Annotated in this window: 10 protein-coding genes; 7 read left to right on the plus strand and 3 right to left on the minus strand. The window is 54.2% G+C overall.

From position 1 onward, the window contains the following. The first annotated feature begins 4 nt into the window (after window positions 1–4). The 7 genes from prpB (at window position 5) to M2298_RS17840 (ending at window position 8,587) form a co-directional block, all read left to right on the plus strand. Window positions 5–913, plus strand: a complete 909-nt coding sequence (gene prpB / locus M2298_RS17810; RefSeq protein ID WP_280648807.1) for a methylisocitrate lyase — start codon at window positions 5–7, stop codon at window positions 911–913. Between the two features lie 129 nt (window positions 914–1,042). Next, the gene (locus tag M2298_RS17815) at window positions 1,043–2,734 is read left to right on the plus strand and encodes an acyl-CoA dehydrogenase family protein (RefSeq protein WP_280648808.1); all 1,692 of its coding nucleotides are present in this window, start codon (window positions 1,043–1,045) and stop codon (window positions 2,732–2,734) included. A 30-nt stretch (window positions 2,735–2,764) separates the two neighbouring features. After that, complete coding sequence (locus tag M2298_RS17820; protein ID WP_280648809.1) at window positions 2,765–3,553, plus strand: enoyl-CoA hydratase-related protein; 789 nt, start codon at window positions 2,765–2,767, stop codon at window positions 3,551–3,553. A 14-nt stretch (window positions 3,554–3,567) separates the two neighbouring features. Beyond that, complete coding sequence (locus M2298_RS17825; protein WP_280648810.1) at window positions 3,568–4,638, plus strand: enoyl-CoA hydratase/isomerase family protein; 1,071 nt, start codon at window positions 3,568–3,570, stop codon at window positions 4,636–4,638. Window positions 4,639–4,796: 158 nt separating this feature from the next. Continuing rightward, window positions 4,797–6,056 carry a glycoside hydrolase family 18 protein gene (locus M2298_RS17830; RefSeq protein ID WP_122962345.1) on the plus strand — a complete coding sequence of 420 codons (1,260 nt, stop codon included), beginning with the start codon at window positions 4,797–4,799 and terminating at the stop codon, window positions 6,054–6,056. Between the two features lie 332 nt (window positions 6,057–6,388). Next, window positions 6,389–7,993, plus strand: a complete 1,605-nt coding sequence (locus tag M2298_RS17835; protein ID WP_280648811.1) for a bifunctional metallophosphatase/5'-nucleotidase — start codon at window positions 6,389–6,391, stop codon at window positions 7,991–7,993. A 48-nt stretch (window positions 7,994–8,041) separates the two neighbouring features. Continuing rightward, window positions 8,042–8,587, plus strand: a complete 546-nt coding sequence (locus M2298_RS17840) for a hypothetical protein (RefSeq protein ID WP_280648812.1) — start codon at window positions 8,042–8,044, stop codon at window positions 8,585–8,587. A gap of 114 nt (window positions 8,588–8,701) precedes the next feature. On the opposite strand, the gene gcvPB is transcribed toward M2298_RS17840, so the two are convergent. The 3 genes from gcvPB to M2298_RS17855 form a co-directional block, all read right to left on the minus strand. Beyond that, the gene (gcvPB, locus tag M2298_RS17845) at window positions 8,702–10,291 is read right to left on the minus strand and encodes an aminomethyl-transferring glycine dehydrogenase subunit GcvPB (protein ID WP_122962348.1); all 1,590 of its coding nucleotides are present in this window, start codon (window positions 10,289–10,291) and stop codon (window positions 8,702–8,704) included. A gap of 23 nt (window positions 10,292–10,314) precedes the next feature. Continuing rightward, window positions 10,315–11,700 carry an aminomethyl-transferring glycine dehydrogenase subunit GcvPA gene (gene gcvPA, locus M2298_RS17850; RefSeq protein WP_280648814.1) on the minus strand — a complete coding sequence of 462 codons (1,386 nt, stop codon included), beginning with the start codon at window positions 11,698–11,700 and terminating at the stop codon, window positions 10,315–10,317. 65 nt (window positions 11,701–11,765) lie between these two features. After that, on the minus strand, window positions 11,766–12,548 hold the full coding sequence (locus M2298_RS17855; RefSeq protein ID WP_173597265.1) for an SDR family NAD(P)-dependent oxidoreductase: 783 nt from the start codon (window positions 12,546–12,548) through the stop codon (window positions 11,766–11,768). Window positions 12,549–12,694: the final 146 nt, after the last annotated feature.

The raw sequence follows: 12,694 nt of genomic DNA on the forward strand, positions 1-12,694 counted from the left end.
TGGCTTGGCGTGGATCGTGGATCAACCTATGACGCAAAAAGATCTGGCTGAGCAGCTGCGCTCGCTCATGTCGGCGCCTGACATTTTGCAAATACCCGGAGCGCACGACGCAATGGCTGCCATCGTCGCCAAACAGGCGGGCTTTTCGGCTCTGTACTTGTCAGGGGCTGCCTATACCGCGAGCAGGGGCTTGCCGGATTTGGGCATCGTCACTTCATCCGAAACGGCTGAACGCGCGAAAGACCTCGTACGAGCCACCAACTTGCCTGTGCTGGTCGATATCGATACGGGATTTGGCGGCGTGCTGAACGCGGCCCGCACCGCGCGGGAAATGGTCGAAGCTCACGTCGCGGCGGTTCAGATCGAGGATCAGCAGCTTCCGAAAAAGTGCGGTCACTTGAACGGGAAGCAGTTGGTCACAACCGAAGAAATGGCGCAAAAAATCAGCGTCATGAAAGAAGTTGCCCCTACTTTACTGATTGTGGCACGGACAGATGCGCGTTCTGTGGAGGGACTGGAGGCAGCGATTGCGCGAGCAGCGGCGTATGTGGAAGCGGGAGCGGATGCCGTTTTTCCGGAAGCGCTGGAATCGGAGGCGGAGTTCCGTTTGTTCGCGGAAAAGATCAAGGTGCCTTTGCTCGCCAACATGACCGAATTTGGAAAAACGCCGTACTATTCGGCGCAGCAGTTTGCCGAGATGGGCTACCAAATGGTCATCTATCCCGTGACATCGCTTCGGGCAGCCGCGAAAGCGTATGAACGCATTTTCTCGCTGATCAAGACGCACGGGACGCAAAAAGCAGCGCTGTCCGACATGCAGACCCGCAGCGAGCTGTACGAGGTGATCTCGTACTACCGATATGAGGAGCTGGACAACCGGATAGCCAAGACGGTTCTCACAGACGAACAATAGCGCCAGACACATCGTTGACGGCACACCATAAGAGGCGATGATACGCATCCTTGAGCAAAATGACTGCTTGCTGTGAATCGGATCATCGCCTTTTTTCTCTTTTGTTTGCAGGTGAAAGGAGGGGGCAGGATGGAAACAGCCGAGCTGCGCTGGTATCAGGATGGGTTTACGCCCGAAGATTTTACCGAGGAAGATCAGCTTATCGCCAAAACGACCGAGTTGTTTGTCAAACAAGATGTGGCCCCGAAAATGATGGCGATCGAGCAACACGATTATGCCGCAGGGAGTAAGTTGTTTGGCAAGGCAGGCGAGCTTGGCCTGCTCGGGATCGAGGTGCCCGAGCAATACGGCGGGCTTTCCCTGAACAAAAAAGTCGCGGGACTGGTCGCGGAAAAGATGGGGTTTGCCGGGTCGTTCAGCGTGTCCTTCAACATTCATGCAGGTGTGGGAACTTTGCCGTACGTCTATTTTGGCACGGAGGAGCAGAAGCAAAGCTACTTGCCCAAGCTCGCCGCGGGAGAATGGATCGGCGCGTACGCATTGACAGAGTCCAATGCCGGATCTGACGCGCTGCACGCGAGAACGAGCGCGGTGTTGAACGAGGATGGAACTGGCTGGATTTTGAACGGGGAAAAACAGTGGATTACAAACGCGCAGTTGGCGAATGTGTACGTTGTTTTTGCCAATACGAGCGAAGGCATGACGGCGTTTATCGTGGAACGGACGTATCCGGGAGTGTCTGTCGGGCCGGAAGAGAAAAAAATGGGGATCAAAGGCTCGTCCACGGCTACGTTGCTGTTGGAGGATGTGCATGTTCCGCAGGCAAATGTCCTCGGCAAACCGGGGCAAGGCCATCGGGTCGCGCTGAACATTTTGAACATGGCGCGGCTAAAGCTGGCGTTTTCCAACATCGGCTCGGCCAAACAAGCGCTACAACTGGCGGTCACGTACGGAAAAGTCCGCAAGCAATTTCAAAAATCGCTCGTCGACTTCACGATGATCCAGGAGAAAATCGCCAATATGGCGGTGTCCATCTACGGAGCCGAAAGCGCAGCCTACCGGACAGCCGGGGCGCTGGATGACGCTTTGCAAGCCGTAAGCGACAGCGAAGACATGCTCAAAAAGCTTGCCGATTTTGCCATGGAGTGCGCGATCAATAAAGTGTACGGCTCCGAAGTGCAGGATCAAGCCGTGGACGAGGCTGTGCAAATACATGGCGGGTATGGCTACATGCAGGAATACGAGGTAGAACGTCTGTATCGCGATGCCAGAATCAGCCGAATTTTTGAGGGAACCAACGAAATCAACCGATTGACGATTGGCAAAATTTTAATGAAAAAATATGCAGGCAGCCCCGAATCACTTCCACTCTCTCCGGTGATCGCTGGCGGTGAAGCCGGGCGAAACGAGCGGTTTGTCGCGTTTGCCAGACGTTTGTGTCAGCAGTCTTTGTACACGATTGGGCATTCCGCGCTACAGGTTGACCAGGAGCAAGAGTATTTGCGCCTCTTGGCTGACATCGTGAAGGACTTGTACGTCATGGAATCGGCACTGCTCCGTACGCAAAAGGCCATCCGTACGAACGGTCCGGGTAAAGAAGCGATCAAGCAAGCCGTCGCAGATGTATTGTGCGAGGAAGGGTATCGGCGGGTAGAGGAAGCGGCGATATCGCTTGTATCCGGCGCGGAGACGGATGCGCAGAAGCGGGCGGAAATCCTCCAGCAAATTCGCAATCTTCCGGTGCCCCTCTACGAAAATCTGTTTGTAAAAAAACGGGCGATTGCCAAAGAGATCACGAATCGCGCGCGTTATTTTGTGTAGCGGGAAGTGTGCAGAACGAAGGGAGGAAAGATGAATATGTACGCATTTGCCAAGGTCAAAAAGGACGCCGGAGTCACAACGGTGGAGATCAATCACGCGCCAGCAAATACGCTATCGTCGGCGTGCATTCATGAGCTGCGCGCCCTTTTTCGGGAGCTGGACCAGGATGAAGAGACGAAGGCCATCATCTTGACGGGAGCGGGCCGCTTTTTTGTAGCAGGGGCGGATATCAAGGAATTTGTTTCGGCATTTGGCGATCCGGAAAAAGCGCTTGCTCTGGCCGCGGCCGGGCAGGCTTTGTGCAATGAAGTCGAAAACATGCAAAAGCCTGTCATTGCCGCAATCAATGGCCCTGCACTGGGCGGCGGGCTGGAATTGGCGCTTGGCTGCCACTACCGGATCGCTGCGCAAAATGCGATTGTAGGCTTGCCTGAGTTGAAGCTGGGCTTGATTCCGGCTTTTGGCGGAACACAGCGGCTCAGCAAAGCGGTCGGTACGGCGCTCGCGACGCAGCTCATTTTGAGCAGCAAACAGCTGACGGCGGAGGAAGCGGCCAACATCAATCTGGTGCAGGCTGTCGTGCCTTTGGAAGAGCTGCTGCCTACAGCGACGATCGTCGCCCAGTCGCTCATCGAAGGGAAGAGCATGACAAGTGTGACGCGAGCGCTTGCGTGCATTACGCATAGCGGTCAAGGAAGCTTGGCGGAAGGATTGGAGAAAGAGCGGGAGAAATTCGCCGAGCTGTTCGCGACCGCAGATGCCAAAGAAGGCATCCAGGCTTTTATCGAGAAGCGGCAGCCGCAGTTTACTCATTCCTGACAGGAGGAGATTTGATGACACAAGACGTTCTGTTTTCCGTTGGCGAACACGGTCTGGCGACGATCACGCTGAATCGCCCCAAGGCAATCAATTCGCTTACGCACGAGATGATTGCAGCGATTGGACAACGTTTGCAAGAGTGGGCGAGTGATGAGCAGGTTCGGCTGGTGGTTGTAAAAGGCGAAGGGTCGAAGGGGCTTTGCGCTGGCGGGGATATCAAAGCGCTGTACGAAGCGAATACAAGTGCAGAAGCCATGGAAACAGCTGTCCGTTTTTTTGCGGACGAATATCAGGTGGACCAGTTGATTTACGAGTTCGCCAAGCCAGTGGTCGCCGTCCTCGACGGGGTGGTGATGGGTGGAGGCGTAGGGTTGACTTACGGTGCCAGCCACCGCATTGTGACGGAACGCACGAAGTGGTCCATGCCGGAAATGAATATCGGCTTTTTCCCCGATGTAGGTGCCGCCTATTTTTTGAATCAAGCGCCAGGACAAATCGGCAAGTATCTCGCCTTGACTGCCGCGATCATTCAGGCTCCCGATGTATTGTACAGCCAGGCAGCAGACGCGTATATGGCGAGTGAGCGGCTGGAATCGTTTCTGTTTGCGCTGGAGCGAAAGGATTGGTCAGCGGCGGGAGACGGAACGGAGGCTGAGTTGAACAGGCTTGTGGCTACCTATGCAGAAAATCCGGCAGGGGCAGGGAGGCTTGCCGGAGTGCGCGAGCAGATTGATCGTCATTTTGCTTTTGCCACGCTGGAGGAAATCGTTGCGTCCCTGGCAGCAGAAGAGAGCGAGTTTGCGAGAGAAACAATCGAGGCTTTGCTGTCAAAATCACCAAGCTCGCTGAAAGTCACCTTGAAGCAGCTGATTGACGGAAAAGGCAAGACGAGAGAAGAATGCTTTGCGACTGACCTCGTGCTTGCGCAAAACTTCATGCGCCATCCCGATTTTTTTGAAGGGGTGCGCTCGGTGCTCATCGACAAGGACCGCTCTCCGCGTTATGCGTACCGCACGTTGGCAGATGTTTCGCCAGAGCTGGTGGAACGGTTTTTTCAGGCGAGTGACAGTGTGGCGTCATCTTGATCGAGAAAAGTGTCTGGCTGGGAAGGAAGCTCCCGGCTGGGCACTTTTTTGCGTGCTGCTTATCCCGCTACGGTTGGATCGCAATGGGTGCAAGCTCCTTTTTATCGCCTGCCTCATATAAATGTACATCGTATGAAATGGCAAAAAGGAGCGTCTACATGTTCATCTACACAGTAAAACCGGGTGATTCTCTCTATTCTGTCGCCGCGAAATTCGAGGTTCCGATGGCGGTCTTGCAATCGACCAACGGTTTGACAGTAACGACGCTCGTGCCCGGGCAGGATTTGGTTATCCCGACAAAAACATACATCGTCCAGCCAGGCGATTCGCTGTATGCCATCGCCCAGATGAGTTTTGTGACTCCAAAGGCGTTGCAGGAAGCGAACGGACTGACTTCGTACGCGCTTACTCCCGGCAAAAGGCTCAGACTGCCAGCCAGAGCCAAGTATCCAGTGGAAAACTTCAGTTATTTGCTGCTGACGACACCGGAAAATGACGAGAAAATCATCGTCAATTCAGCCGCGAACAACACGTATTACGGCATTTTCGAGCACCATCTTTTACCTGGCGGTGCCCTTAGCCAGCTGGACGATGCGGCTGTCATTCGTGCCAGCAGACGGCATCGTGTTGCGCCGCTGGCCGTCATTACCAATCTGACGGCAACGGGCTTCAATGCAGAGCTGGTTCGGCAAATCCTGAACAGTCGCGAGCAGACCCAACGTCTGATCGACAACATTTACACACTGGTGCGGACGAAAAATTACGCGGGCGTAAACATTGACTTCGAGCTGGTTCGCCCGCAGGAACGCGATTTGTATACGAACTTCCTGCGCGCTTTGCGGCAGCGGTTGAAGCCGCACGGTTACTTTCTTTCGGTCGCGCTGCCTGCGAAGACAAACGATGAAGTCGAGTGGCTGAAAGGCTACGACTACAAAGGGATCGGCGCGGCAGTGGACTTCGTTTTTCTCATGACGTATGACTACCATGAAGCAGGAAGCGAGCCTGGCCCAGTCGCCCCGATTGGGGAAGTGCGCCGCACGATCGAGTACGCCATTTCCCAGATGAACCGGAAAAAAATCATTTTGGGAGTCGCGCGTTACGGCTACAACTGGATGATGCAGGGAGACAACGTCGTGAGCGCGCAGCCTGTGAGAGTAGCCGATGCTGTCCAGCTATCGATGCGCTACTCGGTGCCGATCCAGTTTTCTGCCGAGTACCAGCAGCCGCATTTTACGTACTGGGATGAAAATGGGAGGAAGCACATTGTCTGGTTCGAAAACGTGCGCGGCCGCGCTGAAAAATACAGGCTGGTTTACGAGTACCGTCTGCGCGGTGTAGGCGCGTGGCAGCTCGGCTTCGAGTTCCCGCAATCGAAAGTGTTGATTCCGTTCTTTTTCACGGTGAAAAAAGTGATCTAACCAAGCTGGTATGAGACAACAGTCGTCTGTGAACAGGGCGGCTGTTTTCTGGATTTTGCGTTATTATAGGCACCTTGTTTTACATCGTCCACTTGTTGAAGACGGAGCAGCCGCGAATCATTGAGCAGCGACTGCAAAGAAGCTTGCACCGCCCGCCTGACCGGAGCGACAAAAAGGTTGAAGAGCAGGGCATGGATGAACAAATTTGATCAGATCAAACATGGTTGGGACGATTGTCAAATTACCGTAAAGCTCTTGTGAAAAGCGGTTTTTCAGCAGGCGAATCCGCTATGATAGGGGAAGAAGCGCGAGAGAGAACGGAGTGAATCAACATGCTGGCACCTGATCAGGAATGCACCTTGACGATTTTGCAAACGAGTGATTTGCACGGGAGCATTTTCCCGCATTCTTATGCCAATCATGAGCCAAAAGAGCTGGGATTGGCCAAACTGGCAGCCCGAATCAGGGAAGAGAAACAGCGGGCGGATCAGTTGCTTGTCATCGACTGTGGCGACCTGATCCAAGGTACGCCGCTTGCCTATCACCATGCCCGCATCAGCCACGAGCAGCCGAACCCGATGATTCTCTGCCTGAACGAATTGGGCTATGATGCCGCTATACCGGGAAACCATGAGTTTAATTACGGGTTGCCGTTTTTGCAAAAGGCGATGAGCGAAAGCCGCTTCCCCTGGCTGTGCGCGAATTTGACCGATGCGGACGGAAAGCCCTTTTTTGGCCGAGCGTACACAGTCAAGCGCTTCGCAAACGGGCTTGCGATAGGCATAATCGGCCTGACTACTTCTTATATCCCGCATTGGGAAAATCCGGCGCATATTGCTGGCATTCAGTTTCGCGATCCGGTCGAAACGGCCCGCTACTGGGTGCGCTTTTTGCGCGAAGAAGAAGCGGTCGACGTTGTTGTGGTCGCCTATCACGGCGGGTTGGAACGGGATGCCGAGACAGGGGAACCGACCGAACCGCTCACTACGGAGAATCAAGGATACGAGCTGTGCGCATCTGTCGAGGGCATCGATGTTTTGCTGACGGGACATCAGCATCGGATGCTCGCTGCCACTGTTCACGGTGTCGCGATCGTGCAGCCGGGGCACGAAGGACGGATGGCGGGAAAAGTCGTCCTGAATTTGCGGGCAAAGGAGTCGCGATGGGAGATTAGGCAAAAACAGGTCAGTCTGCTGTCGGCAGAGGGCGTGCAGCCAGATGCGTCCCTGTTGGAGCTGGCAGCGGATTACGAGGCAGAGACGCAGCAATGGCTGGATCAGCCAATCGGTCGAATTGAAGGCAATATGCGCATAACTGATCCGCTGGCGGCGAGATTGCAGGAGCATCCGTTCATCGAGTTTATCAATCGGGTGCAGATCGAGATGTCAGGGGCGGCGATTTCGAGTACGGCGCTGTTTGACAATGCCGCAGCCGGATTTGCGGAAAACGTGACCATGCGCGATATCGTCAGCAACTACATTTATCCGAATACGCTAAAAGTATTGCGTGTGACCGGACAGGATATCAAGGATGCATTGGAGCAGACGGCAGGCTACTTTGATCTGGACGAGACGGGAGAAATCGTCGTCAGCCCGCGCTTTCTCGCGCCAAAGCCGCAGCACTACAACTATGACATGTGGGAAGGCATCGAATACCGGATCAATGTCGCAAAGCCGCTGGGACAGCGAATCGAATTTTTGACGCAAGAGCACGAGCCGCTTGAGATGGCTGCCGAGTACGAGGTCGTCATGAATCATTACCGTGCGGGTGGGGGCGGCAACTACACGATGTTCCAGCACAAGCCAGTCGTTCGCGAGTTGGCGATCGAGATCGCGGAACTGCTGGCGACGTACTTGCTGGAGCGAAAAGTGGTCAAGGCGACTGTCAATGCGAACTGGAGCGTGGTTGCGATTGGCGGGCAGGGGAGCGGTGGGTAAAGCGGAGTATAAGGAAAAAACGTAACGAGATAAGGAGTTCCCATTCGTATGGTTGATATGAGGTTACATATTGCTTTACCTTCAGATGACATCGATTTTCGCTTTATCGAAAGAGAAGCAAACACTTCCTTTTTCTCTATTCAGAACAAAAGTGGAATTCAGAGAGCCATAGATCCAAGCGATAGCAATTTTTTAGAGGCACTTTTGATCACGTATCAAGGCAAGTCAGTATCTGATTTCCGTTTTTGTGATGTCAGGCTGCTAACGCAATTGATTGCCGTGGTTGAGGATTACTACTTGAGTGCCAAAAAAACAATTAGCGAAGACATTTACGGTCTTGGCGTAATTACAATCGGTCTGAGACAAACGGGTGAAAACAAACTGTTGTTAACAGCTGTAAAAGACGGAAATACGATTGTACAGGCTGAATTGCCAGAGAAAGAATGGATAGATAAGTTGTTTGCATTATGTAGAGAGTATTTTTCTTGCCTTATTCAATACGGAATTGCTGAATCGTTTCATACAAAGCAACTATCCGTTATATGTGAGTATGAAAAAAGATACAAGGATACATACAGAAAAAACCTTGGGTAAGAAACAACCAGTGTGGTTCCTTTCGTGGAATCACACTGGTTGTTTTGTCTAACAAAACAATACGAGCTAAGGGTACTGCTGGAACACCATGAAGAAATCAGGGCGCAGAACGCCCTATTCCTTATCCGTTTTTTTCAAATAGGCTCTCCATGTAATCGCCCACTGTTCGGGATCGTCCAGCACCGATTCGATGACGCGGTGGCCTGTGCTGTTGTGGGGGGCGGTTTGGACGATTTCCGGATTTTCGTATGCTTCCTGGGAGATGTGGGTCAAGGCTGCGATGTATTCGTCCAGCTCGGCTTTGGAATACGACTCGGTCGGTTCCAGCGTGAACGGCTCCGGCACGATATAAGGGTGATGGCTGGTCCAGTAATGGTGGGCGAAGTCGGCCATGCGCCGCTGGACATCGTAAGTCGTGACGCCCGTGTCTTCGGTGAGCTTCTGCCAGCTGTAGCGAACCTGTTCCAGCCGGCGGCCCTTGATATACGGGGCACTGGCGCCGCGAATCTGCAAAATTTTGTGGTACAAGTAATTGTTGTTGAGGCAGGCGATTTTCGCTGCTTCTTCCAGCCCTTCCGCTCCGAGCGCCCGAATCCAGGCGTAGGCGCGCAGGACAGCCGGCGGCACGCCGTAGAAGCTGCGGACTTTGCCGATGCTGTTTTTCAATTCTCGCTTGTAGTAATAACGCTCTCCGTCGAAGTCGACGAGCGGACCCGGCAGGAACTCCTCCAGCTTTTCCGTCACGCCGATGGCTCCAGTCGCAGGGCCGCCGCAGGCATGGGGGATGGAAAAGGTTTTGTGCAGGTTGAAGAAGCACATGTCGAAGCCAGCTTCCAAGGCGCGGGTAATGCCGAGCAAACCGTTGGCGTTTGCCTGGTCGTAGCAGCAAAGCCCTCCTGCGGCGTGAACCACGTCGGTAAATTCCTTGATGCGGGAGTTGTAGATGCCAGTGTCTTCCGGATTGGCTACGGCAAAAGCAGCCGTCCGTTCCGACACAAGCCCTTTCAGCGCCTCCAGATCAGGGTAGCCGTTTTCGTCGGCAGGCACGTAAATGATTTTGAAGCCTTTGACTGCGGCGGTTGCGGCTTGCGAAGGGTGCGAAAAGTGCGTTGTCAAAAACTCGTTGCGCAGCTCGCCTTCGCCGCGGGATTCGTGGTATTTGCGGACGATAGAGGCTTGCGTAAGTAGTGCCTGCGTGCCGCTGCCCGGCTGGAAGGAGAATTTGTCCATGCCGGATACTTCGCGCAAAAACAGGTCGAGCTTGTAGGTGATTTCCAGCATGCCCTGAACGGTGGACTCGTCTTGCAGCGGGTGCAGCTCCGCCATTTTGGGCGAGCGGGCGAAGCGCTCGTTGATTTTCGGCGAGTATTTCATCGTGCATGTGCCTTGGCCGATCTCGACGTTAAAGTCCGCGCCGAGCACCTCCTGCGACAGGCGGGAATAGTGGCGAATCACACGGAACTGGCTGATTTGCGGGAGATTGGGGCGCTTTTTGCGGCGCAGACTGTCTGGAAGCTGAGACACACCGTCTCCGACAGATGCGACAATCTCCTGCTCGACGCGGGGAACCTCGACTCCTCGCTCGCCGGGCTGGCTCAGTTCAAAAATGACAGGCTCATCCCACTTGGCCTGGTGGAAGCGTCTGACTTTGTGATCGCGGGGAATCCGCTTCATTTTCCCGATCGTTCCTTCGGATGTTTTCATCGTTGTTCTCCTCCTTTTCCTGTTTACACAATGCTTGCAAGCGCAGTAGCGAGCGCGTCGATCTCTTCCTTGGAATGGACTTCTGTCACGCAGAAAAGGGCGCATTGCTCAAGCTGCAGATCGTGTGCGGTCAGGTCGACGCCGCCGAAAATGCCGCGAGAGAGCAGAGCCGCGTTGATCTCCTTGACCGTTTTGCCTGTTTGCGAAAAGTCGATGACAAATTCTTTGAAAAACGGACCGGAAAACTTCAGCTCGACGCCAGGCAAGGAGGCGAGCTGCTTCGCGGCGTACTGGGAGCGTTGCATGATGCCCTGTCCAAGCTCTTCCATGCCGTCCGGCCCCATGGTCGCCAAATACACGCCTGCGGTAATTCCCCACAGGGCGGTTTGCGTACCGACAGACTCTTTGCCTTTTTCCCGTTTGGCAAAAGAGGTGCGGTCGTACGCCACATCGCCGAAGCCATACTCGCCTTCGACTTCTGTCGGCGCGATGCCAAACAGGCGGGAAGGGTATTCCATGACGAAGGTTGGATCGTCGTGCGTCGCGATAAACCCGGATTGACCGCCGCCGTAATGCATGTGGACACCGAGTGGTTGCAAATCGCCGCACACGATATCCGCTCCGTAGTTGGCGGGCGCTTCCATGACACCGAGCGAGCTTGGATCGACACCGACGACACACAATGCCCCGGCAGCGTGGGCGAGGTCTGCAATCAATTGCCCGTTCGTTTCCAGCGAGCCGAGGAAGGACGGATTTTCAAAATAGACAGCGGCAGTGTTAGGGCCAAGCTTCGCCTGCAAGTCTGCCAGATCGATAGCTCCGGTATCTTCCGTGAAGTCCACCAGTGTAAGCGTCAGATCAGGGGAGGTGTAGTTTCGGATGATCAGCAGCTTGTCGGGATGGATGTTTTTCGGGAGCAACAGCTCGGTGCGCTTCGTAATGCGCGCCGCCATGCGCAGCGCAGTAGAAGCAGCCTGCGCCCAGTCAAAGGTCGGGACGTTGACGACATCCATGTCGACCAGCTCGGCAACCAGGCTCTGGTATTCAAACAGGGCTTGAAAGCGTCCTTTGTCCTCGTATGGCTCACCTGCATAAGCGGTCAGAAACTCGGCGCGCGAGTTGATTTCGTCGCACACAGCCGGAATGAAGTGAGGCCAGCAGCCAGCCCCGAGAAAGCTGATGTATTCTTTCGTCGTAATGTTTTTGTTCATGAGCTGGTTGACGTGTCGCTCCAGCTCGTATTCGGTCAAAGCAGGGGGAATGTTCATTTTTTCTTTCAGGCGCAGCTCCTGCGGAATGTCAGCAAAAATCTCCTCAATGCTGCCTAGCCCGATTTCCTTCAGCATCTGCTCTTTGACAGCGGGCGCTGAGTTCGGGATGTACGGATGTGCAAAAGGTTTGGCGCTCATGTATGTGTCCCTCCATTTTTTCATACTTTTCTGTCATGTAAGAATGTAAGAACGGAAAGCCGCTTCTAGGCCAGCCCGCCGCCATCTACGACCAGCACGGAGCCTGTCACCCAAGTCGAGAGGTCACTGGCAAAAAACAGGACGGCGTTGGCGATATCTTTTGGCGTGCCAAGACGCTCCAAAGGTCGGCCCTGCGCGGAGGAGACGAGGAAAGCCCCTTCTTCCTTATTCAGCTGGCGAGCTTCTTCCCGCAGCAGTGGCGTGTCCGTATCGCCAGGCGAAACGCAGTTGACGCGAATGTTCTCCGGGCCGTGATCGATTGCCATCGCCCTTGTCAGGTTGACGATGCCTGCTTTGGCTGCGCAGTAGGCTGCTGCCTTGTCGCCGCCTTTGATGCCCCAGCCGGAGCCTGTGTTGATAATGCTGCCGCCGCCGTTTTTCGCCATGATTGGAATGACGAACTTGGACAGGTTGTACGCCCCTTTGAGCGATACATCGATGACGAGATCCCACTCGTCTTCCGCCAGCTCGACGACCGTTTTGCGCCGGATGACGCCAGCGTTGTTGAACAAAATATCGATGCGGCCAAAAGCTTGCTCCACCGACTCGGCCACTCGCTGACAATCAGCTTGGGAAACGACGTTGCACATAAAAAACTGGGCGAACCCGCCAGACTCGTTAATCTCGCCTGCGGCTTTTTCTCCAAGCTCCTGATTGATGTCGAGCAGCATGACCTTGACGCCGAATTGAGCGAGACGCTTTGCAGTGGCAAGGCCGATGCCGGAAGCGCCGCCTGTGACCAAGGCAATTTTTCCATCCAGTTGAAAAATATCGTTAACGTTTGGCAAGGTTGATCGATCCTCCCTGGCTGTTTCATTTCTTTTGCTTTTGTGATCTTACATGTTGCAAGCTCTGTGCCAATATTTTTTTGGCAACGATTTTCCGAGTTCTGATGCCAGAAATGGCGATTATGCCGTTCTTCGCCAGAAGCGCA

The organism is Brevibacillus sp. 1238 (genome assembly GCF_029892995.1).
GTDB classification, from domain to species: domain Bacteria; phylum Bacillota; class Bacilli; order Brevibacillales; family Brevibacillaceae; genus Brevibacillus; species Brevibacillus parabrevis.